Source organism: Bacillus lumedeiriae (genome assembly GCF_044891285.1).
GTDB lineage: Bacteria > Bacillota > Bacilli > Bacillales > Domibacillaceae > Pseudobacillus > Pseudobacillus lumedeiriae.
In genome coordinates this window covers 66,930-91,757 of record NZ_JAUIYO010000002.1, presented here as the reverse complement: position 1 = coordinate 91,757, position 24,828 = coordinate 66,930, and the positions used below count along the sequence as shown (strand labels likewise).

Genomic DNA, 24,828 nt, shown 5'->3' with positions numbered 1-24,828 from the left:
GAGAAACTGAATGAAGTCCATTATTTTATATACCCAGCCCGATTGCCCCCCATGCCAGATTGTAAAATTATTTTTTAATGACCGTGGAATTAATTACGAGGAAAAAAACATCTTAACAGATGAATCAGCAAGAAATGACTGGAAAAATGTATGGCATGCTTCATCTACTCCTGTCGTAATCGTTCACAATGAAGCCGTCACGGGATTTGACCTTGATAAGTTGACTTTTCTATTAGAAAAACATGGATACTAATCAACAAAAAAAGGATGGCAGAAAATCTTTTGCGCCATCCTTTTTATCTGCTGTCACCTACCACCTGCCAGCTAAATAAAAAATAAATAGTAAAAGGAAACCGAAACCGATAATGTAGGCCCAAAAAATTGGATTCTTTACATATGGATTAGACTGGATATGTTTAGGAATCGGTTCATCTATTCCTGCCTTTGCTACTGACTGCTGCTTTACTACTTTTATTGTATAGATAAGCGAAATTATAACAATCGCAATAACAGCAATAATGAAAATGGAAAAATAACCTCCCACTTGACCACTCCTTCTTCTTTCTTTGAATTTAGTGTGCGTATCGCCTTCAATTTTATGCACGCAGGGCGAGGCAAAATCATTTAATAATACCCGCTTTTCCGTTACTATTAAAGATATGTCTGACAAATTGTAGACAAAATCCACTTTATACCGCCTCGGGCTGATTGAAAAAACAGTCTGTCGGGGACGCAGCCTGATATCTTATTTTATTTTTTGAAAGAGTGATTTGATATGGCGAAAAAATATTCCCGCCGTTCCTTTTTAAAACAATCCCTCCGCTTTTTCCTTTCTCTTTTCGGCCTGGCAGGCAGCGGGTATTTGTATTCCAGATTTATCGAGCCAAAGCGTCTGCAAATACGTGAATTAGATATCAGCCATGAATTGATCCCACACGCTTTTCATAACAAGCGAATCGTTCAGTTCAGTGATACTCACTTAGGTTTTCAATACACACTTGAACAGTTAAACAAACATGTTGAAAAGATTAATTCACTCCGTCCAGACTTCATTTTTTTCACTGGCGATCTGCTGGATAGGCCTGATCATTACGGACCATCAGAGACAAATTTAACCATATCGGTTTTACAGAAATTAAAAGCGCCTTTTGGCAAGTTCGCTGTTTATGGCAATCATGATCACGGGGGCTATGGCACAAATCTTTACGAGCTGATCATGGAAGCAGGCGGATTTCACCTGTTAAGAAACCATTCTTTCGAGCTCAATCATTTAAACGAAAGCATTTATTTACTAGGTATAGACGATGCCTCTCTTGGACAGCCGAGCTTCAGCCAGACAAAAAGAAATGTAAAAGACGGAAGATATCTTATCTTACTTTCCCATGCACCTGATTTAGCTGGAGAAGCGGCAGATGCCGGTATACATTTGCAGTTGAGCGGACACTCCCACGGCGGACAAATTCAACTGCCATGGTACGGTGCACTCTACACTCCTCCTTACGCAGAAATTTATAAAGAAGGACGGTATGAAATAAAGGGGAAGACACCATTAACTCTTTACGTTAATCGCGGGCTTGGTACAACGAGGCTTCCTTTTCGCTTCTTGTCTGTTCCTGAAATTACTGTATTTACATTGAAATCTTTACGATAAATATGCCATTATAATAATTGGAATGCTTTTCATTCCACTGAAAAAAGGTTATAATAAGTTAAAATTAGTCTGAAAGGAGTCTTTACATTGAGTACTCTTAAAGAATCTCCTGATCATTCTCCATCTATTCCGAACCTCGCTAAAGCAATTTTTACCGTTAATCGTCATGCTAAAACAGCGACCAATCCTAAATACTTATATTTATTGAAGAAGAAAGCCCTTTTAAAAATGATTAATGAAGGACGTGCGAAAAAAGTCGGCCTTCATTTTTCAAGTAATCCTAAAAATAGCCAGCAGCAATCAGATGTTCTCGTTGTATGCGGTGATTATACATTTCACATTCCACCTTGCAAAGAAGATTTTTCTACACTTCCCCATTTCGGCAGTTTAGATGAAAAGCGGCGAAATCCAAAGACATATATGAACTTGACGGAAGCGAAAAAAATCCTGCAGTTATATACAGGTTTTATAGAAAAAAATGAACGAACCGCCCATCGTAAAAGGCCATATAATAAACCTGTTTTTAAACCCCTCGGCCAATCATATTAAATCAGTCTAAAACTGTTTGATATAGGCTTTACCTATCATAAAAAACCACCGGCAATGAAGTGAACCGGTGGTTTTTATATCGGAAGACTAGAGCACAAGCTGATCAATTTTCTTGATCAGTTCAGCAATTTCTGGCTTGCTCACCTGAGCGTCTGCCCCTACTCCCTCTCCCTTATGGCGCAAATCCTCGGTAATGAGTGAAGAAAAGATAATGACGGGCAGTTGATTCAGCTCTGGATGTTCTTTGATCCGTTTCGTTAGATGATGTCCGTCCATCTGCGGCATTTCAATATCCGTAATCAATAGCTGTGCTCCGCTCCCAGCGGCGACCTCAGCCGCTTGATTTTCCAAATAATCCAAGGCCAGCTTTCCATTTTCAAAAAACTCAACAACATCATAGCCCGCTTCAGCTAACGTATCGCTAATTAATTTTCGTAACAGCGGAGAATCTTCTGCAACGATCAATCGCTTAGAAGACCGTTCTCTTTTACCGAGCTGCTTAACCTGCCCTACATGGATACCTGATTGCGGATTAATATCTACCATGATTTTCTCGAAGTCAAGCAGCAAAATCATTTCACCGTTCATTTTAATCACACCGATCACTTGACTGCTGCCTCCTTGATACATATCAGAAGGCTTTTCAATGTCTTTCCAGGAAATTCGATGAATCCTCGTCACGTTTTGAACGTGGAATACAACTTTCTGTTTGTTAAATTCTGTCACAATATACTTGTCTGTCTCTCCTATGCCTTCCCCCGGCAATCCAAGTACTTTAGCCATATTCACAACAGGCAGTACTTCTCCTCTCAGCTGTACGATCCCTTCAATGTGTTCATGAGCATGGGGAATAAAAGTGACTGGCACCGGCTGAATAATTTCTTTTACTTTAATCACATTAATTCCATACTTATTATGACAAACCTCAAACTCAACAATTTCCAGTTCATTCGTTCCACTTTCCAGCAAAATTCCGTTTTCATTGCTCATCGTTACTATCCCCTTATGCTTTTGATTTACCCTCTCACTAATAATGTCGGTTGTTTTTAGAAAATATTTAGGCCGGCACACCGAACGGCGGCTGCTTATGAAACAGTTACTTCTTCTTTTTACGAAGCTGCAGCCAGCCCATTTTCACGAACATAAAAAACATGGCCAGTGCGATCACAGCCATTACAGTAAGAACGATGAAATAGCCATAAGGTACGGAAAGTTCCGGCATGTGCTCAAAATTCATTCCATATACTCCTGCGATAAACGTTAAAGGCATAAAAATGGTTGTAATAATCGTCAAAGTCATCATAATATTGTTCATCTTATCTGAATTGACGGATAAGTAGCTATCCCTTACATCAGAAGAAAACTCACGATATGATTCGAGCATTTCTACTAATTTCATCAGGTGATCGTGTATATCTCCAAAATAAATATGCCGATCCTTCATATAATCAAGCCGAGTTGAATTCAGCAGCCTATACAGAAGGTCTCTCATCGGAATAATTGTTCGTCTCAGCTTCGACATATCATGACGAATATCAAATAAGCGGTCAATTAAATCGTTTCTCGGATTCCTGTCCAACTCCTCATCTATGCTATTTAACGAATCTTCAATATGGTAAACGGGCGGAAAATACTCATCGACAAACCGATCAATCAACCTATGTAAAATAGCAGCTGTTCCTTGCCTAGTTCTTTCATTTTCCATTCTTAAACTTTCCCACGTGTCATTGATTTCCTTTATAGGCTGCTGGTGAACGGTCACTATCATTTCACTGTTCATAAACACCCCCGCTTCTTTTCCGTCAAATGTTTGATGGTCAAGGGCATGAACAAGAAAAAAAGTGTAGCTTTCATAAAAGTCGAGCTTAGGCCGGCCGCTTTGATTATCTAGACAGTCCTCTACCGCTAAAGGATGAAAATGAAAAAACTCTCTTAACAACTTGGCTTCTTTCTTATCTGGATCAAAGAAATCAACCCAGTACCATACCGTATCGTTTGCCTTCACTTCTTCCAGCTGACCGTCAAGCACTAACTCACCATTCGTTTTTAACATACAAATTTTAATCATCTGTCTCCCCGCTGCTTTTCATTTTCAACGCTGTTTGTTTATTCCTTCAATGCTACAATAATTTAACATAGTGAACATAAAAAAGCACTTGGATTCAGCATAAAAACAGGCGTATCCGAATGCTTCTTCTTTTTATGTCTTCTCAAAAGGATTTGTCAAACTCCCCTGTTGATTTTCGCTGGGGCGGTCCATCACTATCGCTCCACTCAACAAAAGAGCAAAACCAACACTAGTCAGGAACTTAGCCTCTCAAAAAAAAGACCTGCCATCCGGCAGGTCTAAAGAAAAGGGGGTTGTGAGTGAGAATCTCCACTTAATCATGCTTAACTATATCATTCCCACTCTCCCGGCTTATTAAACCATAACAACAAACTTTTTTTATTTTTAGCTTCGTTAAACTCACCCTGTTGATTTCCGCTGCAGGCAGTCCGGGAGCCTCCTCGCCGCTGTCGCGCCTGCGGGGTCTCCCGTAAACACACTTTACCGGAAAGAGTCCCGCGTTTTCCACTCCAATCAACAAAGCGGCACTATCAACAATGGTCATTAACACCGCCTTTTAAATAGAGCGAATCATTCCGCCATCCACTAAGAAACTGCTTCCCGTCATATATGTATTAGCATCAGATGCCAGGAAGGCGACGACATTCGCAAATTCTTCCGGCTCCCCGTAACGGCCCAGAGGTATTTTCTTTTTAATCTGCTCGTCCAATTGTTCGATGGATACCCCCTGCCTTTCAGCATTAATCTGATCAAGGTATTTCAATCGATCTGTCGCAATTCTTCCTGGTGCCACCGTGTTGACTAAAATATTATATGGTGCCAGCTCCTCAGCAAGTGTTTTAGAAAGACCGACAATCCCAGTACGAAACGTATTGGACAAAATTAAGCCTGAAATAGGCTCTTTGATCGAGGAGGAAGCAATATTAATAATTTTCCCTCCTTGATTTTTTAAATAAGGCAGCGCTTCCCGAATCGTCCGAATGTACGATAATAAATTCAACTCAAACGCTTGCTGCCACCTTTCGTCAGTCATGTCCTCAAATGTTCCGGCAGGCGGTCCTCCCGCATTGTTAACTAAAATATGAAGCGCTCCAAATTTCTCAACCGTTTTACTGACTAGTGCCTTAATTTCTTCCGGCTTTGTTATATCACAAACGGTGTAGTCAATCCGCCCTTCATTGCTTCCATCAAGTTGCTGCTTTACCTCTTCAAGTTTGCTGCCGCTCCTGCTGGCAAGCATCACGTTGGCTCCTCCTTCTGCAAATTTTGCAGCAATCGCCTTTCCAAGCCCCTGACTGGAAGCAAGAACTAACGCGGTCTTTCCTTGAAAATCTCCATTCATCTTTATAATCCCCTCCTGTGTATATATGATTATATGATATTTAGAATTTTCTTTCACTTTTTACATCGATCCACCATTTTCCTCATTCCAGTGAAACAACAAAAAAATGGAGCTGTCCCATAAGAGACAACTCCATCAAAAGTGGGGAAAATGAAGATGAAAAGGCTTGAGTAAACCTTACTTGTACTATTATCTATTATTCCCCATTCTGCTCCATTTACATACTTCTTTTACTGCTTTTCTTTTTTAATGATTATTGTAGATTAGAGCGGAAAGCGAGTGCTTCCAGCGGACATCAACATGGGAATTTCGCATAGCCTTTTAATTAAAGACTATTCCGCTAATCCTTCTTTTTTTAACATTTCACTAAGTGTTTGCAATGCTTCTTCTTCATCTGTTCCTTCTGTGCTGATTTGAATCGTTTCATTTCGGCCGATCCCTAACGACATAACACCCATAATTGATTTTAAATCTACCTTTTTTTGATTATGTTCCAATTGAATATCGCTGGAAAAGCGGCTGGCTGTTTGTACTAATAATGTAGCTGGGCGGGCATGAATACCCGTTTCTGCTGTTACCGTAAATTTTTTTTCGATCATGATCCATCTACTCCTTCATTATTGCTTGTTATTAATAGAGTTGCCATGAAGATTGGCTTACAAACGTGAGGCGAGACACCCTCTTTATCTCATTGAAAGAATAGCATGCTTTTTACTGAAAGCTCAACGAATGAGGGGAGAAACAATGAAGAAATTCATTCATCAGCTTCTCGCCTCTTCCATATAGTAATATAAAACGGAACCTCCGCGCTGAGCTACTCCTCTAAAATGTTTAAAATCTTCTCTATTAACGAGCGCACGCCGAAAAATAAGAAAATGTTCTTTACTGACATGGCACTTATCGATTTCACCGTTTTGCAATTGATTCATTAAATCCTCTGCATCAGAGAAAGTCATAGTTCCACTTCTTTCTGAATTTTTTATATTATTAGGCAAAACACTTTACTCTTTTCCATAAATAAGGCAAACTGTAAAGTAATCTATTTGACAACTTATTATAATGAAAGAGTATTTTAACACGATCAATGCTGAGCTATGCTCTCAAAAGCTTAATATAAAAATCGCTAAGAAACAACAGTTATGACTTTTACATTAACCTTCAAAGGAGAGATAAAGAGATGACAATAGCAGAAGTGGGGAATGTGATTGAATTCAGAAATGGACTACAAGGAATCGTAGAAAAGGTCAATGAAAATTCAGTCATTGTTGATTTAACGATCATGGAGAATTTCAGGGATTTAGATTTAGAAGAAAAAACCGTCGTAAATCATAAAAACTATACGATTATTCATTCTTCTGTAAATGCATAATCTTTTGCTGTGGCCCATTTCATCCGAAATGGGTCACAAATCATTTTATCCCCCGCTTAATGAGCATCTCCCTTACTGTAAGAAACACTCCCTGTACCAAACAGGCACTTACTCTTTTTTTATTTCAAAGGATTTTCATTCTATTTTGTACAAGCTTTTGTTAAAATAAGTGCTGTAGTGAAAGAGAGAGGAGTTTAGTAAATGGCGCTTCTTAAAGATTGGCGACTGATTTTTAGTGTAATTGTTGCACATGTGCTGCTATATATGACATTCTCAGATCGCGACATTTTTTGGTATTTATATACGGCCGCAAACCTTTTCTTCATCAGTTTTGCCATTACCAGCGAAAAAATAGATGATAAACAAAAAACAGAAAGCTATTTAAAATACGGAATTTTATCCGGATTGCTTTTATATGCTGTGTTCTTAGCAGGGCATTTTCTTCTTCCCTACCTCCCGTTTTCATGGGATAAACAGGCAGCAAGCATGTATCGTTGGTATTCCCCTCAGTTTTCTTGGCACTATATTGTATTAATACTCGTTTTTATTCCCGGCGAAGAGTTATTCTGGCGCGGATTTGTCCAAAAGCGGCTTGCTAGTTATTTCAATGATTTAACAGCTATACTGGCGGCTTCCGCCCTATATGCTTCCATCTTTATTTACTCGGATAAATGGATTTGGGTGATTGCAGCCTTTATCGCTGGTTTATTCTGGGGAACTCTATATGTATGGAAACGCAGCATTCCGATGCTCATCATCTCTCATCTTGTATTTGATTTATTATTAATTGTGTTGTTTCCTTTATTCTAGGAAACACATGCGGCGCTTGCGCTAAAAAATAAACCGGGCCGATTGGCCCGGTTTATTTTTTCCAAAGTAACACAAGAAAAACTAGACTAATGAAACCAAACAGCGGATATAACAAGCTAAGCAAAGTTCCATATGAGACTTGACTCAACAAAAATCCAGCAGAAAAAATAAGGAAAAGCAAAACGGATGGCGGCCATGACACATGAGTTTGCAGCTGCTGTTTTAAACCGTAAACATTCCCAATGACAGATGTAAATATTTCCCCGTAAATAAGGAAAGCGTAGACGAAGTGAAAGGCCGGCACAAGCTGCTCAACTACTTGTGCCATCGGAATGTCATATTGGGCAAACCCAGGCAATTGAACTAAGCTAACATGACTAGCCAACATCAAACATGTTAATACTGCTCCTCCAAGAAATGCTCCCTGTTTGATCGTCTGCTTATCTTTTATTTCAAAAGCAAGCGGCACTAAAACCGCCTGAGCTAATGCTAAATTAAATGCTGCATAACTAAATGGAGAGGTCCATACTTTCCACGTTTGATCCATTTCTTCCCTAATTAAAACATTCTGCATAAAGCCTGGACTATTTGCAGCCTCTCCCCCCGCGTAAAGATGAAAAAGGACCATAAGCGGAACGACAAACACATTGACGACAAGCAAGCCCGACACACCTTTTCTCATAACTAAAAACCCTATAATGATTGTCAATAAGATGCCGACATTAGCCGGAATATGGAACCTCTCTTGGAACAATGCTCCAGTTCCAGATAGCATAACTCCTGTCACTCCAACGAGCATAAGAAATTGAACGACCGTTGCCGCAAAACCAAACTTTGCTCCGAAAAGATAAGAATTAAACTCTTGAAAAGATTTTGCCTGCAGATCTACCGCCTTCAGCATAATTTTTGCTCCGAGAAAGATAAACAAACAGCCGCTGACTATAATGCCAAATACCCCGTAAAAACCAAACTGAGAAAAGAATTGTACGATTTCTTTACCGGTCGCAAAACCTGCTCCAATAATGGTTCCTATGTAAACAGCTGCGACTTGGCAGGCTCCAATCCATGATCTCAAAGCCATCCCCCGCTTTAAACGTATTATTTTACCTTATGCTTGTCTTTTGCTTTCAAGAAGAAAAAAGAGCTTTTTAAAAAAGCTTGGTTAAACTCTCCTGTTGATTTGCAGAGAAGTCTCACACCTTTCACTCCAATTAATAAAGGAACAGCATCAACAATAATGATTCACATAACCTTAAAAAAAGAATAAAAAATACTTGAAAGTCAAAAAAGGTCAAAGTATAATAAAGTCACAAAGATCAAAGTTAGTCAAAGTCAATAATTACACAAAATCATCCAAGTGACTAGATAAATATAGAAAGGAATGAAGCGTATGTTGTGTCAAAATTGCCTGCAGCATCAAGCAACTATTCAATTCCGCATGAACATGAACGGACAAACTAAACAACTTCGTCTCTGTTCAGACTGTTATCAAAAAAATAAACAAGAGATTGGAGATGGTTCAATGAGCTTTCAATCATTTGGAGGATTCCCTTTTGATGAGTTCATCAAAGGATTCGGTTTTTCTAGTTACGGACAACACATAAACGGACAGCCGGCTTCTGCACCGCCTCACGCGCAGACAAACCGGGGCAGTAACTTCCTGGATCAATTCGGACGCAACTTAACAGATATGGCAAAGACAGGTCTCATTGATCCGGTCATCGGCCGAGAAAAAGAAATTAGCCGTGTCATTGAAGTGTTAAACCGCCGCAATAAAAATAATCCTGTATTGATCGGTGAACCAGGAACGGGAAAAACAGCTGTCGCTGAAGGACTCGCAGTAAAAATTGTCGAAGGTGACGTGCCTGCTAAATTAAAAGGCAAGGAAGTATATGTATTAGATGTTGCTTCCCTCGTAGCTAATACGGGTATTCGCGGCCAATTTGAAGAAAGAATGAAACAGTTAATTACGGAACTGCAAACTCACAAAAATGTTTTATTATTTATCGATGAAATTCATTTAATCGTCGGTGCGGGTTCTGCCGAAGGCTCTATGGATGCCGGCAACATACTAAAACCAGCTCTTGCCCGTGGTGAACTTCAATTGATCGGCGCGACTACTTTGAAAGAATATCGTCAAATTGAAAAAGACGCTGCTCTAGAGCGCCGCTTCCAGCCCATTCAAGTAAGCGAACCAACAGTAGAAGCTGCCATTCAAATTTTATCTGGTCTGCAAAAGCGGTATGAAGCTTTCCATGAAGTGATATTTACACAAGAAGCAATCGAAGCTTGTGCCAAATTGTCTCACCGTTACATTCAAGACCGCTTCTTGCCCGACAAAGCGATTGATTTACTCGATGAAGCAGGCTCAAAATTGAATTTAACGATCAACACACAAGATAAAGAATCAATCAGCGAACGTCTTGCACAAATCACGAAGGAGAAAGAAGCAGCTTTACAAAAAGAAGACTATGAAAAAGCTGCAAAATTACGTGACGAAGAAGCCGCATTAGAGGAAAAATTGGCGGGTACAGAAGAAGCATCGGAACGCCCGATTGTTACGGTAGAACACATCCATCAGTTAATAGAGGAGAAAACAGGAATCCCAGTAGGTAAACTACAGAAAGATGAGCAGCAGACAATGAAGTATTTAGAAGCTCATTTAGCGAAAAAAGTCATTGGACAAGAAGAAGCCGTTAAAAAAGTAGCGAAGGCGATCCGCCGCAGCCGCGCTGGCTTAAAATCCAAAAATCGCCCAATTGGATCTTTCTTATTTGTCGGCCCAACAGGAGTCGGTAAAACAGAGCTGACAAAATCGCTTGCAGAAGAATTATTCGGCTCTAAAGAAGCGATGATCCGGCTGGATATGAGTGAATTTATGGAGAAACACAGCGTGTCTAAGTTAATTGGTTCTCCTCCAGGCTATGTGGGCCATGAAGAAGCGGGACAACTGACTGAAAAAGTGCGCCGCCATCCATACAGCATTATTTTACTGGATGAAATTGAAAAAGCCCATCCAGATGTTCAGCATATGTTCCTGCAAATTCTCGAAGACGGCCGCTTAACAGACAGCCAAGGCAGAACAGTGAGCTTTAAAGATACTGTGATTATTATGACAAGTAACGCTGGAACAGCCATCAAACCTATCACTGTTGGCTTTGAGAAAAATAACGCTGTGAAAGAAAGCTCGATTCTCGATTCACTCGGCAGCTTTTTCAAACCAGAATTCTTAAACCGTTTTGATAATATCGTTGAATTTAAACCACTCGAAAAAGAAGACTTACAACAAATTGTTGAGTTAATGCTCGCTGATGTGAATGACACACTCAAAGAACAAGACATCGTGCTTCACATCGCGGCTGAAGTAAAAGAGCAATTAAGTGAACTTGGCTATCACCCTGACTTTGGGGCCCGTCCGCTTCGCCGCGTTATTCAAGAACAACTAGAAGACGGCATCGCTGACTTCATCCTTGATCATCAAGATACGAAAGAATTGCAAGCGGTCTTGAAAGACAAAGAGATTCTTATTGAAATGGCCTAATAAAAACAGAGACTGACCCAAAAGGTCGTTAAAAACGACTTTTCAGGTCAGTCTTTTCCTTCAGATTCTCTTTCTTGGATATTATTGGATGATTTTAGTGAACATAAGAGAAGTTACTCTTCTTACTTCACACTACTATTTTCCACTCAGTTGATTGTAGTGGAAAGCGAAACACCTGGAACGGAAATCAACGGACAAGTTTAAAGAGCTGTACAAAAAAGCTGATGCCCCTCAAAGTTATACTTTTGGGACACCCCCTTCGGACTGCAAGCGCTCCAATCAACAATAATCAGTAACTTAGCCAAAATAAAAGTAATAAAAACCATTCTATTTATCGTTCAACAGCTGTTCTCCCGCTTGATCCAGCCACTTTTCGATCGGTTCAATGACTTTTTCTATACATTGTTCGGTAAATGGGGAGGTTAAACCAGCCCGCTCAACTATTTCAGTAAAGGACAAGCTTCCTCCCACCTTGCAAATGTTTACATAATCTGTCCACGCCGCTTCCCTATCTTCCTTCATGCGCTTCCAAAATTGAAGCGCACACACTTGCGCAAGCGTATAATCAATATAATAAAACGGCACTTCGTAGATGTGGCCTTGACGCTGCCAGAAGCCGCCTGCTTCCAAATATGGAATGCCGTCATAGTCCCGATGAGGCAAATAAGCCTGCTCGATTTCTTTCCAAACCGCTTTTCTCTCAGCGGGCGAAAGATCAGGCTGCTCATATATTCGGTGTTGAAATTCATCCACCGCCGCCCCGTAAGGCAAAAATAAAATCGCCTCACTTAAGTGAGCATACTTATATTTATTTGTATCTTCTTCAAAAAACAGCTCCATCCATGGCCATGTAAAAAACTCCATGCTCATCGAATGAATCTCGCAGGCTTCATACGTTGGCCATAAATATTCTGGAACCGAGAAATGTCGGCTTAAGTACACTTGAAATGCATGTCCCGCTTCATGAGTCAATACGTCAATGTCCCCGGATGTTCCGTTAAAATTAGAAAAAATAAACGGCGAATGGTAATCGGAAATATATGTACAATATCCTCCGCCCGCTTTTCCTTTTTTGGCGACGAGATCCATTAATTCATGACGGAGCATAAATGTAAAAAATTCATCCGTCTCCTCTGAAAGCTCCTTATACATTTTCCGGCCGTTCTCAATGATCCACTCCGCCGGCCCTTTTGGCTTGGCATTACCTGTTGTAAACTGGTATCCTTCATCGTAAAACTTTAACTCTTTTAAACCGATTCGTTCTGCCTGTATCTTTCTCAGCTTATTAGCAAGAGGAACAATATACTTCTTTATTTGCTCCCGGTACCCCTTCACCATATTCGCATCATAATCTACTCTCTTTAAACGAAGATAGCCTAGCTCGACAAAGTTTTGAAAGCCAAGTTTACGGGCGATCTCCGTCCGTACTTGTACCAATTCGTCATAAATCGCATCAAACTGTTTTTCATGATCGGCAAAAAAAGAAAAGCGGGCTTCTGTTGCTTGTTTCCGTACAGACCGATCGGTTGCTTCAGTAAACGGTTCAATCTGAGCTAGAGTCAACACGTCTCCTTGAAACTCAATTTGCGCAGAGGCAACGAGCTGAGTATACTGCGAAGACAGCTTATTCTCCTTTTCTAGCAGCGGAAGAACTTCTTCGGAAAAAGTTTTCACTTGAGCTTCTGCTAAAAGAAACAGCTGCTTGCCAAATTGTTTTTCCAGTTCCTCTCGAAAAGAAGAAGACAACAAGGCTTCATTGATTCGGGATGCGATTCCTTCCATTTTCGGCGAAACCTCATCTATATACTCTTGCTCCCCCTTGTAAAATGAATCATTCGTGTTAATCGTATGCCTAATGTAACATAGATCGGCCATTGTACTAACATGATTGCGAATATCATTCAGCTGGTTCAGTGCCTCTACTTGTTTTTCTACACTCTCTGCTTCTTTGAAATGCTTCAGCCATTGGGCAGTTTCTTTCTCGATTCTTTCTATATCTGGCCGCTCATACATATACTCGTTAAACTTCATATAGGCCACCCCTTTCTTATGGTTCACTTGCTGCCGTTCTTTCCTCTGCATACAAATTATGAATAAATCACCTTCCAATTATGATCAGCCTCTGCCTTGATCGTTCCATGCCTTTTTATATAATCTGCAAGCAATTCCGCCATGTCTGTTTGTATTTCTTTTATCACTTGTTTACCTTTAAACATCCAGTAATCGCCGCCTCCGCCTGCACGATAGTTATTCATCACAACCCGATAGCGTTTCTGTGCTTCCACGGGCTGTCCATGATAAGTTAATTGCTCAATTCGACTTCCCGCGTCTTCATTGATATTTATTGTATATTGAATCCCTTCCCACATGTCGTAATTGTAATGCTGCGGTTTTGGATGGGAAAACTTAGGGCTCACTCCAGGGCTCCCATCCGGAAGCAGCGTGAAATAAGAAGCTGAGCGTTCTAAAGCTTGTTTCATTTCTTCCCCTGTGATTTCAATGACCATTAATGAGTTCGGATAAATGTAGTTGGACACAATATCCCGCATCGTGACTTCAGACGGAAGACCCCGCGATTCATTATGAAAAAGAGCTGTGCACGAAATGTTTGTCTCAGCTGCCTCCATTTGTACCCGATTAATCAATTCGATGAGCGGATGTTCTTGTAACCTTGCTTGAAAAGAATCTTGAATGCACATATCTCCATCGATTTTTCCAATGACCTCATCGAGCCATTGCTGTGTTTGCTGCTCTTCCGTTTCTACTAATGCAAGAACCTCTTCGTCTGCTTCAAAATGCTTGGCTTCTATCACTTCAACGGAAAGATCGCTTAATTCTATTTTTTCTCCTGACACATGAAACTCAGCCGTCACCTGTCCGATTCCTGCCCCGCTAAATCCAGGTTGAACAACGGCTACACCATTCACCATTTCAGCCGCTATTCGATGCTGATGGCCTGTTAATAATACATCAATTCCTTCTACTTCCGTACAAATTCGGTATGCTTGATTTTCCCCTTTTTCTTTCGTTTCAATTCTTTCTCCACTGCTAAGGTCCACTTCAAATCCACCATGATAAGAAACAACCATTAGATCGGGTTTTTCGGCTTCTTTAATATGTTTTACCCATTTCTTCGCGGCAGCAACAGCATCACAGAAGGTCAATCCGCGAATATGGGACGGTTTTTCCCAATTTGGTATGTAACAAGTCGTTAGCCCAAGCACAGCTACTTTGAGAGCAGAATCAAACTGCCTAATCACGTAAGGACGGCCAAAGTAAGGCTGTTCTGTCTCACTATGTAAAATATTCGCACTTAAAAATGGAAATTGCGCATCTTGTGCCGCTTTATTCAAAATATCCAGTCCATAATTAAATTCATGATTACCAAGTACAGCTGCATCGTATCCAAGATGTGTCATCACTTTAATCATCGGATGCACTTCTTGGCGCAGCGAACGGAAATAGAAACTTGCTAACGGTGTTCCCTGAAGAAAATCACCATTATCAACTAACAAAACATGGCTGTTTTCCTGACGTGTCTTTTTAATAAATGTCGATAGCCGTGCTAAGCCATGAGCAGCGGGATTGTTTGTACCATAATGAATGGGAAGAACAGCCCCATGCATATCACTCGTTTCCAGTATCTTTAAATAAATTTTTTTCATCCTCTTCCTCCCTATTATTCCTTTTCTTCAACTTACACGTTTTTCCTCTATTTTAAAAGAGAGCTTGAACTGAAAGTTTTTACATCGTAAAGAGGTGAATGTTTTCATAGTTTGCTATAATGGGATAGCAAGAACTTTTTTCAAAGGACGAAACTACATGGATAAACATGAACGATCGATATATTTTTTCATTGTCATACTTCCAGCCATCCTTGCCATTATCGGATGCTATCACTTTCTAGCTGACCGTGCCAATGAGCAGCAGCGAGAAAAATTAGAATGGGTTGCAACTATTCATCGAAACCAGATGGATCAATTTATTAACGAAACAAAAGTAGGTATGGACATACTAGCTGTCACTATTGAGGAAGAATTACAAAGCTTGGACAAAGCTGCTGCAGCACAAAAGGTCCAAGTAACATTAAAGAAAATGGCTGGGAAGGATCCTCGGTACGGAGGCATTTATATCCTGGATTTCGAAGGCAGCTTACTCAGCGGAACGAATGATTTATTGAAACAATACAACCTTAGAAACAAGCCTTATATTAAAGATGCACTATTAACAAAAGATACGGCCGTTTCTGATGAAGTGGAGACATTATCCAATAACCAGCCTGTGATTGCAATCGCTGCGCCGGTGATGAAAGATGAGCACGTCGAGGCAATTCTCGTTTCGCACATTCGGCTCGACTATATGAAAAATATCATGAGGATGTTAACACCTGAGTATTCTATTTCTATTGAAAATGCAAAGCAAATACCCATTTTTTCTGTCAATGAAAAATTGGCTGCTGATGAAGACGAACAAGCCGCCAAATATCCGCTTGCCCAACTTCCGTGGAATTTAGTCATCTCCACGAATGATTCCGAACAAAACAGTCTGCTTCCTCTGACTGCCATGTTTGGTGCTGCTATTTTTATGCTGCTGCATATTCTTTTTTTACTCGTGAAATATGTCATGCTAAAAAGGCAGACAAAGTTTGAAAGAATGCAGCAGGAAGCACAAAAACTGGAATTAATCGGGACACTGGCCGCCGGTACAGCTCACGAAATACGTAATCCATTAACTGGAATCAAAGGGCTTGTCCAGCTATTGAATGAAAAGTACGACCATCCTGAAGATGAGCTATACTTTACCGTCATCGATAAAGAAATTAATCGAATTAATCAGATTGTGAGTGAATTTTTGATTTTAGGCAAACCAACTGCCCAAACGATGCAAACAGTCGATATTCGTGAAATTCTCTTTGACTTAAATCCACTGATTCGCTCGGAAGCTAATTTATACTCTATTCAATATGAATTAACGCTTCCCGAACAAGAAATATGGGTTCATATAAATATGGACCAGATGAAGCAGGTTTTACTAAACTTGACGAAGAATGCATTTGAAGCCATGCGCAAAGAGGGACAAGTAAACGTCATCATTTTAATGGGCGAAGAGCATTGTCATATTGCCATTTCAGACAATGGGCCCGGAATCAAAAAAGAGGACTTGGAATTCATTTTCAAACCATTCTTTACTTCCAAAGAAGATGGAACAGGTCTTGGCCTAGTCGTTTGTAAACGAATTATTGAATCATTTGGCGGTACAATCGAAATAGAGAGCGAATTTGGGTTTGGCACGGTCGTCAATATCACCCTTCCCCTCTATTCCCACCAGTCAGCTGAATAAAAGCTTTTTCATAAGAGGCCTTCCTGTTAGTGTCTATTTCCCTGCACTTAGGACGGCTTCTTCTTTTTTATGTTTAGTTTGTTAATGACTGGTGCTCTGTTACCCTTTATTGATTGGAGTAGAAGGCGTGAGACTCCTGCATGAAAAGCGTGTCGAGGGGAGACTCCGCGGGAGCGACAAGGTGAATCCCGGAGCGCCTGCAGCAGAAATCAACAGGTAAGTTTAATAAAGGCTTATGTTTATATCTTTTTTAAATAGGGTATATATTTTTGGGATATTTGGCTGCCAGTTCCTCATTTGATACAAACAAACGTTGACTACATAGCGGTTTGCATAGGATCATATCCTGTTATACGAGAAAGTTAAATAGTATACTCCCTATTCCTTTTTTTGTATAATAGCGATTTAAAAGAATTTGCTGTATAATGCTATGATGTATTGGAACTTATCCATCAGCCAGATGCCACATACTATATTTAACCGGGTGATTATTCATGTCTAAAAGAGATTTTTATTTTGATAATGCCAAATTTATTTTGATTGTTTTTGTTGTGTTTGGTCATTTTCTTCGCTCGTATATCAGTGATAACTCTGTCATTTTCGCCTTGTATGTAACCATTTATTTGTTCCATATGCCAGGATTTATTTTAGTATCAGGTTATTTCGCAAAAAGTTTTCATAAAAAAGGCTATACCAAAAAAATCACTCAGAAGATTTTGCTGCCTTTTTTTATTTTTCAAATGATCTATTCCTTTTTTTATTTTTACCTGTACGAAAATAAAGAATTTCATCTCAATTTACTCGTGCCGAATTGGTCATTATGGTTTTTGCTCAGCTTATTCTGCTGGAACTTACTGCTGCTGATCTCAGTTAAATGGCTGAAATTGAAACCAGCTATATTAATCGTTCTTTCCTTTGCTGCTGGAATCATGATTGGCTGTATCAACGGTCAGCTGGATGTATTAAGCTTTGCTCGTACATTTATCTTTTTCCCATTCTTTTTAATCGGTTATTACTTAAAAAGAGAACATTTTACTTTCCTCGCCGACAAAACGGTCCGAATGGTTTTATTGTTAAGCATACCTGTTGTTTTTTATAGTGCTTATACTTTCTCAGACTTTGACCAAAGATGGCTGCTTGGCTCTTCTTCTTTTGCGGAATTAGACAGTTCAAATGTAGAGGGAATGATGTACCGAGTCGGGATTTACGTAGTAAGCTTTATAATGATTGCCGCCTTCCTCTCTTTCGTTCCAAAGAAAAAATTCTTTTTTACGGATTGGGGAAGAAATACACTGTACGTTTATTTACTGCACGGCTTTGTGATTAAAACTTTCCGTGAAAGTGAAGTGAAAGAATCCACAGAATCGATCATTCTCTTGTTGATCGCTTCCTTGTTTCTAACGATGCTGCTTTCTTCAACAGTAGTAACAGCCATTGCACAACCATTTATAGAAACAAAATGGTCCAAGCTAAAAAACTTGTTTTCCCATAGATACAAACAAGAAAATATATCAGAAAAGCTATAAGGAGAAAGTCACTAATGAATGTTGTCCTCAGCACTTTAAACGCTAAATATATTCATACAAACTTAGCTATTCGGTATTTAAAAGCCTTCATACAGCCAGAATACGAAGTAGAGCTTGCCGAATATACGATCAAAGACCCTGCGATGAATATCGTCACAAACTTATATAAAAAACAGCCGAACGTCTTAGGATTCAGCTGTTACATTTGGAATATCGAAGAAACAGTTACAGTCGTAAAAATGATAAAGAAAATACTTCCGGAGACAGTGATTGTTCTTGGCGGTCCAGAAGTTTCTTATGACGTTCCCTATTGGCTGGAACGAATTCCTGAAGCAGACTTTATTGTCATCGGAGAAGGAGAAGAAACGTTTAAACAACTGCTTCATGAAATCAATAGTGAAAATGATTGGAGCAAAGTGAGTGGAATTGGCTATCTTGAAGATGGAAAACCAAAAATCAATCCACAGCGAAACAAGTTAGATTTGCGGGAGCTTCCTTCTCCTTTTCGCTTTGAAGAAGATAAATCACAGCTATCTAAACGTGTCACTTACATTGAAACGAGCCGCGGCTGTCCATTCCGCTGCCAGTTCTGCCTTTCCTCTATTGAAGTCGGTGTCCGTTATTTCAATCGTGAAACGATTAAAGAAGATATCCGTTATTTAATGGCAAATGGCGCGAAAACAATTAAATTTGTTGACCGGACATTTAACATCAGCCGCAGTTATGCGATGGAGATGTTTCAATTCCTGATTGACGAACACGTTCCAGGCACCGTCTTCCAATTTGAAATTACTGCTGATATTATGCGGCCGGAAGTCATTGATTTTCTCAATAAAAACGCACCAAAAGGATTATTCCGTTTCGAAATTGGTGTGCAATCGACGAATGAAGCAACAAATGCACTCGTTATGCGTAAGCAAAACTGGTCAAAACTAGTCCGCACGGTCACTATGGTAAAAGAAGGCGAAAAAATTGATCAGCATCTCGATTTAATCGCTGGTTTACCTGAAGAAGATTATGATTCTTTCCGTAAAACGTTCAATGACGTCTTTGCCTTGCGTCCGGAAGAACTGCAGCTTGGCTTTTTGAAAATGTTGCGCGGCACCGGTCTTCGTCTGCGGGCAGATGAGCACGATTACGTATATATGGACAAGTCTCCATATGAAATTTTAAGTAATAATGTCCTTTCATTTGCTGATATGGTGAAAATTAAGCAAGTGGAAGATGTGCTCGAAAAGTATTGGAACGATCATCGTACAAATGAAACGATCGAATGGCTCGTCACTCATAGCTTCGAGACACCATTTGACTTTTTTCAATCTTTTGGTGCCTACTGGGAAGAACAAGGCTGGGGCCGAATCGGTCATCAGTTAGAAGACTTATTCAAACGACTGCAACAGTTCTTAAGAGCTGTTCGGCCTGACCAGTATCCACAGGTTGAAAGCATCATGAAATATGATTACTTAATGAATCAGCGTTATAAGCCTAGAAAGCCTTGGTGGGAACCTGTCCTTGACAAACAGGATCGCTCTGTATTGTATCAGAAAGTTTTGCAGAATCCTCTTCTTCTCGGTTCAGAGTTTGCTAAACTCGGCTTATCGGAAAAAGAAATGTATAAGCATATGATGATTGAACCGCTAACAATGTCATTTGTGAATGGCAAATGGGTTCAGCAGGATATTTATCTTTTCATCTATTTTGAGCCATCTACCGGCCTTCCTGCTGCTTTTTTCTTGAAAAACGAAGCAGCAACCAGTGCCAGCTGAAGATATGAACTTCACACATAAAAAGCGGATGTTCTAAAAGCCTTTGCTTTGGAACACCCGCTTTTTATATAAGTGCATAAGTTCAAGACCCTACTATTTTTTCCCCTCTCGGCTCTAAACTATATTCATCTGGTTCTACTGTAATACCAATTTGATCAAACTCTGTATCTTGCGCAAATTGGTAAGTCAACATTCCAGAACCCCTTTCATCAGGCTTAAATATTCCTGCATTTTTACGCTTGCCGTTTTTTAATAACCATACTTGATAGACTTCCGAACCTTGTAGCTTTGGTAAATCCTTCAATTGAACAACCAAGCTCTTTCTCTCCCCTTGCTGTATGATAAAGGCCGCCCCCCCTGTGTTGATACGTTCGTTCACTGGATTAACAGCTTGTAAAGAAAGTGTAGACAGCACCTCGATTGGCTGTTCATTTTTAGTATAGACAGCTGTTAATTCGTCCTGCATTTTGCTATTAGCAAAGGCGAGTGAGATGGAAAGCCCCATTAATAAAAGGACTGTCACCATTGCTGTCGGAGAAAACTGTCGAGAAAACAACCCGAGCCATTTCGTTATTTTAAATGATTCCTTTCTGCTTTTTTTCTCATTATTAAAAACAAATTCCATGACATCCGCTTTTAATGATTCTGGTACTTCCTGTTCTTCTATATCTAAATATAAAGAGTGCCAGACATCGGTCATGTTCTCATACTCCTTTGAACATTTCGTGCACTGCTGCATATGCTCCTCAAATTTCCTTTTATCTCTCTCCCCCAATTCATCTGCAATAAATGAAAGCAGGTGATCACACATCCTTTCCATTCACAAATCCCCCACTTCTAAATGCTTCTTCAACTGTTTCAATGATTGATGCAGCCTGCTTTTTACTGTTCCAACTGGTTCATTTTCCATCTTTGCAATTTCCGTTAGGGAAAAGCCTTTCCAGTAAAATAAATCAATTAGTCTTTTCTGAGCTGTATTTAACTTATTCTTAGCAGCAGATACTTCGTTACACGTCAGCCTTTTTTCAATCTCATCGACTGGATCGGCTAGCTCACCGGGAACACATTCATCTATTTGATGGTTATTCTTTACATGAAGATTATCCTTCCGAATATAATCCACACATACATTCCGAGTAATCGTCAAAAGCCAATTAACAAATTTACCCTTTGAAGAGTCGTAGCCGCTTTTCGTTGTCCATAACTTTAAAAACACTAACTGGACCATCTCTTTCGTTGATTCTGTATTGCTATTTGCAAACTTAAATGCAAAGCTATAAATCAATTTTACATAGCGGTCATACAGTTCTTCCAGGGCAGGCCGGTGTTTCTTATTCACCAGCAACATTAATTCTTCATCACTTTTCCCCTTCAATCAGACCCGCCCTCCTCACCATTCACATTAAGTGAAACCTTATTCTTACTTTACACTTCAAAATGAAGAACAGAGCTGTCCCATAAAGATCTGCTCCGCCAACATTGTATATACACTCATCTTTAATGATTGAAGGGTGTATATACACTTGAAGGAAGCCGACACTTTCTTTTGGAGACAACTCTCTATTCTTTCCCTATTTAAAAGCAGTTTCACTATTTACAATAAACCATACATCTTTCACACCTTGACCGTTTGTATCTCCTTCTTTTTGATCTTTGACAAAATAATAAAGCGGAAAGCCTTTATACGTCACTTGCTCCATTCCGTTATCTTCTCTTTTGATCGTTGCAAAATCTTCTTTATTCCATCCAGCAGGCACATCAAACTGTTTCGCTGTAAACGGAGGCCATTTTTCTACACATTCACCGCTGCAATTACTTTTTCCTGCCTCATCTTTCTTAAAATAATAAAGTGTCATTCCTTCAGAATCAGCAAGATAGTCACCAACCGCTTCATTCTCCAGTAATTTCAAACTTGCTGATTCTTCAACAGCTGTTTCCACAACAGGCTCTTGATCAGCCGCTGGTTCAGCAGCATTGTCATTGTCAGATTTTCCACAAGCAGCTAAAAGCAATAACATAACAAATAGTGACGCCATCCATAATTTTTTAGTCATTTTCATCTACTCCTTCATTACTTATTCCCATCCCCATTTTTTAAAAACCTGATGGGCTTTCTCCGTTTTTAAATATTCAATAAACTGTCTTGCTTCTTTTTTATTGTCTGATTGATTGGTCATACTGATTGGTGTTCCTCTGTACAGTTTGTCCTGTTCCGGAAGCTGAACTAAATCAGTGACATCGCTTAATCGATAATGCCACGATTCATACGTGATCCACGCATCATATTTGGCATTCGCTTTCCAAAGCTCAATCGCTTCAGCACTCGTTTTAACAGATTTAGCGATGTTTCTTTCAATGCCGGGAATCAATCCTTTTCTTCCCGCTAAATCTTCCCATAGTCCTAGTTGTCCTGCTCCATTTACATCAATAATTTTCACACCGTTGTTTGTTAAATCCTCTAGTGATTGAATGTTTTTCGGATTTCCTTTTCTCACTAATATACCGGCTGCCCGCATATATAAGTCTGTCCTTGTTTTTTCATCAATCATATTAGGATGACTGTTTATAAAACTAGTGAGCATATACTCTGAACCACCGTAAATGATATCTGCCTCCTGTTTCGCCTGCCCGATCCACTTCTCTTCCGGACCAGCTATTACTTCCACTTTTATTCCTGTTTCTTTTGTAAATTGTTCCGCAGCCTCTTTCATCGGTCCGAGAGGTCCTCCTGGTCCATAGACTTTGACAACTGCATCATTGTTCATCGCGCTCCCCTTTTTTGAAATGACAGAGGATATACTTCCGAACAGTACGAGCATCGTGATTAATAAGCCAGTTAACACAATGGTATTCTTCAATTCACCTTTCTGCTCCTTTCCACTTTTTATTTATCTATATTAGGTAACGGTTAAATATAAAAAACGGTTTTAAGTTTTTTTAATTTTTTACAATTATCCCAAAAACATCGTGATTTCCTATCTATATTAAAGGTATGTCAAATATATAATTGAAGCATGTGCAGAAAAAATGTATAGTTGACTAGTCAACTATATAACGAAGGAGCGATCATACGGATGACGGACCAAGTATTTCATGAGTATTTACAGTTATCCAGGCTTTTAATTAATAAGCTGAATAGTCAGCTTACTACAAATGAACTGTATCACTCTCAGTGGCTCATTACGAATTATTTAAAAAACTTTGGCTCTTCCACACTTGTAGAAATTTCCCACTATTTGCATGTAGAAAAATCAGCTGTTACCCGTACAGTGAACCGCTTGGAGAAAAAACAGTTAATCCAGCAAGTTCCGGGAAATGACAAACGTGAAAAAAGAATTATGCTCACTGATAAAGGGGAAGAAATGTATACGTTAGGCAGTGAACTAGTTCATAAAATTGAACAGAATGCATTACAAGGTATTTCCCAAGAAGAACAAGAGCAATTTTTCACAACGTTGAGAAAAATAAAAAATAATGTAAACGAGTAAAATGAGGAGCCCTACATATGAGTAAACAAAAACTATGGACGAAAGATTTTTTCATCGTTTTTTCTACAAATCTTTTTCTCTTTCTAACCTTTTATTTATTAGTCGTCATTTTTTCAGAATATGCGATGGAGAAGCTTCATGCTACGCAAAGTCAAGCCGGTCTCGCTTCGAGCATCTTTATTTTAGGTGTTTTAATTTCCCGCCCTTTTGCCGGAAAATTTCTTGATCGGCTGGGCCGAAAGAAAATGCTGTATGCCGGCTTAATTTTCGGGTTGATTACTACTGCTTTATATTTTGAAGTAAATAACTTACTTTTGCTTCTTTTAAACCGTTTCTTTCACGGTGTATCCTTTGGGATTGCAGCTACTGCGACAAATACCATTGTAGTAGGACTCGTTCCCTCTGAACGGCGCGGTCAAGGAATTGGATACTTCACATTAAGCAATACCCTCGCCGCGGCCATCGGTCCATTTTTAGGGGTATTCATCACTCAGCATGGAAGTTTTAATATGATTTTTCTCGTTTGTTTTCTGTTTGCAGCATTCAGTTTTCTCGTTACGATCTTTTTGAAAATTCCTGCTGTGGACCAGCCAAAAACACAAACTTCCTCAATGAGCGGCTTTCACATAAAAGACTTTATTGAAAAGAAAGCAGTCCCTATTTCTATTGTAGTAGCCATTATCAACTTTAGTTATTCCGGCATTCTTACGTTTCTTATGACTTATTCTAAAAATATTCATCTGCTGGACGCTGCCAGTTTCTTTTTTGTCATATTTGCTTTATGTATTGTGGCTTCAAGACCATTTACCGGTAAATGGTTTGATGCGAAAGGGGAAAATTTCGTTATGTATCCCTCGCTCATTTTATTTGCTGTTGGTTTATTCCTGCTTAGTCAAGCACATCACGGATTTACCCTATTATTAGCGGGAGCTTTCATTGGTTTAGGCTTTGGCACACTTCAATCAAGTACGCAAGCCATTGCTGTTAAGCATGTTCCGCCTCACCGTGCCGGATTGGCCACCTCTACCTTTTTCATTTTAGGCGATATAGGAATGACTACTGGACCGTACATATTAGGCTTCCTTCTTCCTCTGACAGGGTACCGGGGATTATATATGGCGATTTCCCTTCTTGTACTTTCCAGCATCTTTTTATATTATCTGTTGCATGGAAGAAACAAGGCTCCTCATCATTCCATCCTTAAAGCCGGTTAAATATAAAAATGAGTCGACTCAAAGTTATTGAGTCGACTCATTTTGTCGATAACGAGCTCTTTCTGTTTTTCAAAAGGTTTAATTGCTATGAAAAGAAGAGGAAGGTCAATAGATTAATCTATTATTGATGTATGCATTGTCTAACATCGTCTTCCTCTTTTCTT

At 39.5% G+C, this 24,828-nt stretch carries 24 protein-coding genes; 11 read left to right on the top strand and 13 right to left on the bottom strand.

Annotation, left to right across the window (positions count from 1 at the left end; translation table 11 throughout):
- Positions 1-10: 10 nt before the first annotated feature.
- Positions 11-253, top strand: a complete 243-nt coding sequence (locus tag QYG89_RS03995) for a glutaredoxin family protein (RefSeq protein ID WP_404314810.1) — start codon at positions 11-13, stop codon at positions 251-253.
- Positions 254-310: 57 nt separating this feature from the next.
- On the opposite strand, the gene QYG89_RS03990 is transcribed toward QYG89_RS03995, so the two are convergent.
- Positions 311-544: a hypothetical protein gene (locus tag QYG89_RS03990; RefSeq protein WP_404314808.1), complete on the bottom strand. Its 234-nt coding sequence runs from the start codon at positions 542-544 to the stop codon at positions 311-313.
- A gap of 231 nt (positions 545-775) precedes the next feature.
- Between QYG89_RS03990 and QYG89_RS03985 the strand changes: the two genes are divergently transcribed.
- Positions 776-1,651 (top strand): metallophosphoesterase, encoded by an 876-nt coding sequence (locus QYG89_RS03985; RefSeq protein WP_404314806.1) that lies wholly within the window; start codon positions 776-778, stop codon positions 1,649-1,651.
- 87 nt (positions 1,652-1,738) lie between these two features.
- On the top strand, positions 1,739-2,200 hold the full coding sequence (locus tag QYG89_RS03980) for a YkyB family protein (protein WP_404314804.1): 462 nt from the start codon (positions 1,739-1,741) through the stop codon (positions 2,198-2,200).
- An 87-nt stretch (positions 2,201-2,287) separates the two neighbouring features.
- Here QYG89_RS03980 and QYG89_RS03975 read toward each other — a convergent pair whose 3' ends face one another.
- The 5 genes from QYG89_RS03975 to QYG89_RS03955 form a co-directional block, all read right to left on the bottom strand.
- On the bottom strand, positions 2,288-3,190 hold the full coding sequence (locus tag QYG89_RS03975) for a chemotaxis protein (protein ID WP_404314802.1): 903 nt from the start codon (positions 3,188-3,190) through the stop codon (positions 2,288-2,290).
- A 106-nt stretch (positions 3,191-3,296) separates the two neighbouring features.
- A complete protein-coding gene (gene corA / locus QYG89_RS03970; RefSeq protein ID WP_404314800.1) occupies positions 3,297-4,268 on the bottom strand; it encodes a magnesium/cobalt transporter CorA in 972 nt (323 codons plus the stop codon).
- Positions 4,269-4,824: 556 nt separating this feature from the next.
- The gene (locus QYG89_RS03965) at positions 4,825-5,610 is read right to left on the bottom strand and encodes an SDR family oxidoreductase (protein WP_404314798.1); all 786 of its coding nucleotides are present in this window, start codon (positions 5,608-5,610) and stop codon (positions 4,825-4,827) included.
- A gap of 332 nt (positions 5,611-5,942) precedes the next feature.
- Positions 5,943-6,209: a phosphocarrier protein HPr gene (locus tag QYG89_RS03960; RefSeq protein WP_404314796.1), complete on the bottom strand. Its 267-nt coding sequence runs from the start codon at positions 6,207-6,209 to the stop codon at positions 5,943-5,945.
- 162 nt (positions 6,210-6,371) lie between these two features.
- Entirely contained in the window at positions 6,372-6,566 is a 195-nt protein-coding gene (locus QYG89_RS03955; protein ID WP_404314794.1) for a hypothetical protein, read from the bottom strand.
- A gap of 221 nt (positions 6,567-6,787) precedes the next feature.
- Between QYG89_RS03955 and QYG89_RS03950 the strand changes: the two genes are divergently transcribed.
- Positions 6,788-6,979, top strand: a complete 192-nt coding sequence (locus QYG89_RS03950) for a YkvS family protein (protein ID WP_404314792.1) — start codon at positions 6,788-6,790, stop codon at positions 6,977-6,979.
- A gap of 201 nt (positions 6,980-7,180) precedes the next feature.
- Positions 7,181-7,789: a CPBP family intramembrane glutamic endopeptidase gene (locus QYG89_RS03945; RefSeq protein ID WP_404314790.1), complete on the top strand. Its 609-nt coding sequence runs from the start codon at positions 7,181-7,183 to the stop codon at positions 7,787-7,789.
- A 52-nt stretch (positions 7,790-7,841) separates the two neighbouring features.
- On the opposite strand, the gene QYG89_RS03940 is transcribed toward QYG89_RS03945, so the two are convergent.
- Positions 7,842-8,864: a YkvI family membrane protein gene (locus tag QYG89_RS03940; protein ID WP_404314788.1), complete on the bottom strand. Its 1,023-nt coding sequence runs from the start codon at positions 8,862-8,864 to the stop codon at positions 7,842-7,844.
- A gap of 315 nt (positions 8,865-9,179) precedes the next feature.
- Here QYG89_RS03940 and QYG89_RS03935 point away from each other — a divergent pair, with 315 nt between their 5' ends.
- The gene (locus tag QYG89_RS03935) at positions 9,180-11,330 is read left to right on the top strand and encodes an ATP-dependent Clp protease ATP-binding subunit (protein WP_404314786.1); all 2,151 of its coding nucleotides are present in this window, start codon (positions 9,180-9,182) and stop codon (positions 11,328-11,330) included.
- Positions 11,331-11,657: 327 nt separating this feature from the next.
- On the opposite strand, the gene QYG89_RS03930 is transcribed toward QYG89_RS03935, so the two are convergent.
- The gene (locus QYG89_RS03930; protein ID WP_404314784.1) at positions 11,658-13,361 is read right to left on the bottom strand and encodes a M3 family oligoendopeptidase; all 1,704 of its coding nucleotides are present in this window, start codon (positions 13,359-13,361) and stop codon (positions 11,658-11,660) included.
- A gap of 56 nt (positions 13,362-13,417) precedes the next feature.
- Complete coding sequence (locus QYG89_RS03925) at positions 13,418-14,995, bottom strand: bifunctional metallophosphatase/5'-nucleotidase (protein ID WP_404314782.1); 1,578 nt, start codon at positions 14,993-14,995, stop codon at positions 13,418-13,420.
- Between the two features lie 157 nt (positions 14,996-15,152).
- Here QYG89_RS03925 and QYG89_RS03920 point away from each other — a divergent pair, with 157 nt between their 5' ends.
- The 3 genes from QYG89_RS03920 to QYG89_RS03910 all read left to right on the top strand — a co-directional run bounded on the left by QYG89_RS03920 (position 15,153) and on the right by QYG89_RS03910 (position 19,962).
- Positions 15,153-16,670: an ATP-binding protein gene (locus tag QYG89_RS03920; protein ID WP_404314780.1), complete on the top strand. Its 1,518-nt coding sequence runs from the start codon at positions 15,153-15,155 to the stop codon at positions 16,668-16,670.
- A gap of 494 nt (positions 16,671-17,164) precedes the next feature.
- Positions 17,165-18,196, top strand: a complete 1,032-nt coding sequence (locus tag QYG89_RS03915) for an acyltransferase family protein (RefSeq protein ID WP_404314778.1) — start codon at positions 17,165-17,167, stop codon at positions 18,194-18,196.
- Positions 18,197-18,210: 14 nt separating this feature from the next.
- On the top strand, positions 18,211-19,962 hold the full coding sequence (locus QYG89_RS03910; RefSeq protein WP_404314776.1) for a B12-binding domain-containing radical SAM protein: 1,752 nt from the start codon (positions 18,211-18,213) through the stop codon (positions 19,960-19,962).
- 82 nt (positions 19,963-20,044) lie between these two features.
- On the opposite strand, the gene QYG89_RS03905 is transcribed toward QYG89_RS03910, so the two are convergent.
- From QYG89_RS03905 to QYG89_RS03890, 4 genes are all read right to left on the bottom strand, one after another.
- A complete protein-coding gene (locus tag QYG89_RS03905) occupies positions 20,045-20,782 on the bottom strand; it encodes an anti-sigma factor domain-containing protein (protein WP_404314774.1) in 738 nt (245 codons plus the stop codon).
- Complete coding sequence (locus tag QYG89_RS03900; protein WP_404314772.1) at positions 20,783-21,337, bottom strand: RNA polymerase sigma factor; 555 nt, start codon at positions 21,335-21,337, stop codon at positions 20,783-20,785. It abuts the gene before it with no gap.
- A 196-nt stretch (positions 21,338-21,533) separates the two neighbouring features.
- Positions 21,534-22,016 carry a COG4315 family predicted lipoprotein gene (locus tag QYG89_RS03895; RefSeq protein ID WP_404314770.1) on the bottom strand — a complete coding sequence of 161 codons (483 nt, stop codon included), beginning with the start codon at positions 22,014-22,016 and terminating at the stop codon, positions 21,534-21,536.
- 21 nt (positions 22,017-22,037) lie between these two features.
- Positions 22,038-22,820 (bottom strand): extracellular solute-binding protein, encoded by a 783-nt coding sequence (locus QYG89_RS03890; RefSeq protein WP_404314768.1) that lies wholly within the window; start codon positions 22,818-22,820, stop codon positions 22,038-22,040.
- A gap of 216 nt (positions 22,821-23,036) precedes the next feature.
- On the opposite strand from QYG89_RS03890, the gene QYG89_RS03885 reads away from it, so the two are divergent.
- Together QYG89_RS03885 and QYG89_RS03880 are read left to right on the top strand one after the other, a co-directional pair.
- Positions 23,037-23,450: a MarR family winged helix-turn-helix transcriptional regulator gene (locus tag QYG89_RS03885; protein WP_404314767.1), complete on the top strand. Its 414-nt coding sequence runs from the start codon at positions 23,037-23,039 to the stop codon at positions 23,448-23,450.
- A 17-nt stretch (positions 23,451-23,467) separates the two neighbouring features.
- The gene (locus tag QYG89_RS03880) at positions 23,468-24,664 is read left to right on the top strand and encodes an MFS transporter (RefSeq protein WP_404314765.1); all 1,197 of its coding nucleotides are present in this window, start codon (positions 23,468-23,470) and stop codon (positions 24,662-24,664) included.
- Positions 24,665-24,828 lie beyond the last annotated feature (164 nt).

What these genes read in the sequence shown, in the direction of transcription:
- QYG89_RS03995 (WP_404314810.1), top strand. Translation starts at nt 11, where the DNA reads ATGAAGTCCATTATTTTATATACCCAGCCCGATTGCCCCCCATGCCAG.
- QYG89_RS03985 (WP_404314806.1), top strand. Translation starts at nt 776, where the DNA reads ATGGCGAAAAAATATTCCCGCCGTTCCTTTTTAAAACAATCCCTCCGC.
- QYG89_RS03975 (WP_404314802.1), bottom strand. Translation starts at nt 3,190, where the DNA reads ATGAGCAATGAAAACGGAATTTTGCTGGAAAGTGGAACGAATGAACTG.
- corA (WP_404314800.1), bottom strand. Translation starts at nt 4,268, where the DNA reads ATGATTAAAATTTGTATGTTAAAAACGAATGGTGAGTTAGTGCTTGAC.
- QYG89_RS03965 (WP_404314798.1), bottom strand. Translation starts at nt 5,610, where the DNA reads ATGAATGGAGATTTTCAAGGAAAGACCGCGTTAGTTCTTGCTTCCAGT.
- QYG89_RS03960 (WP_404314796.1), bottom strand. Translation starts at nt 6,209, where the DNA reads ATGATCGAAAAAAAATTTACGGTAACAGCAGAAACGGGTATTCATGCC.
- QYG89_RS03955 (WP_404314794.1), bottom strand. Translation starts at nt 6,566, where the DNA reads ATGACTTTCTCTGATGCAGAGGATTTAATGAATCAATTGCAAAACGGT.
- QYG89_RS03950 (WP_404314792.1), top strand. Translation starts at nt 6,788, where the DNA reads ATGACAATAGCAGAAGTGGGGAATGTGATTGAATTCAGAAATGGACTA.
- QYG89_RS03945 (WP_404314790.1), top strand. Translation starts at nt 7,181, where the DNA reads ATGGCGCTTCTTAAAGATTGGCGACTGATTTTTAGTGTAATTGTTGCA.
- QYG89_RS03935 (WP_404314786.1), top strand. Translation starts at nt 9,180, where the DNA reads ATGTTGTGTCAAAATTGCCTGCAGCATCAAGCAACTATTCAATTCCGC.
- QYG89_RS03930 (WP_404314784.1), bottom strand. Translation starts at nt 13,361, where the DNA reads ATGAAGTTTAACGAGTATATGTATGAGCGGCCAGATATAGAAAGAATC.
- QYG89_RS03925 (WP_404314782.1), bottom strand. Translation starts at nt 14,995, where the DNA reads ATGAAAAAAATTTATTTAAAGATACTGGAAACGAGTGATATGCATGGG.
- QYG89_RS03920 (WP_404314780.1), top strand. Translation starts at nt 15,153, where the DNA reads ATGGATAAACATGAACGATCGATATATTTTTTCATTGTCATACTTCCA.
- QYG89_RS03915 (WP_404314778.1), top strand. Translation starts at nt 17,165, where the DNA reads ATGTCTAAAAGAGATTTTTATTTTGATAATGCCAAATTTATTTTGATT.
- QYG89_RS03910 (WP_404314776.1), top strand. Translation starts at nt 18,211, where the DNA reads ATGAATGTTGTCCTCAGCACTTTAAACGCTAAATATATTCATACAAAC.
- QYG89_RS03905 (WP_404314774.1), bottom strand. Translation starts at nt 20,782, where the DNA reads ATGGAAAGGATGTGTGATCACCTGCTTTCATTTATTGCAGATGAATTG.
- QYG89_RS03895 (WP_404314770.1), bottom strand. Translation starts at nt 22,016, where the DNA reads ATGACTAAAAAATTATGGATGGCGTCACTATTTGTTATGTTATTGCTT.
- QYG89_RS03885 (WP_404314767.1), top strand. Translation starts at nt 23,037, where the DNA reads ATGACGGACCAAGTATTTCATGAGTATTTACAGTTATCCAGGCTTTTA.
- QYG89_RS03880 (WP_404314765.1), top strand. Translation starts at nt 23,468, where the DNA reads ATGAGTAAACAAAAACTATGGACGAAAGATTTTTTCATCGTTTTTTCT.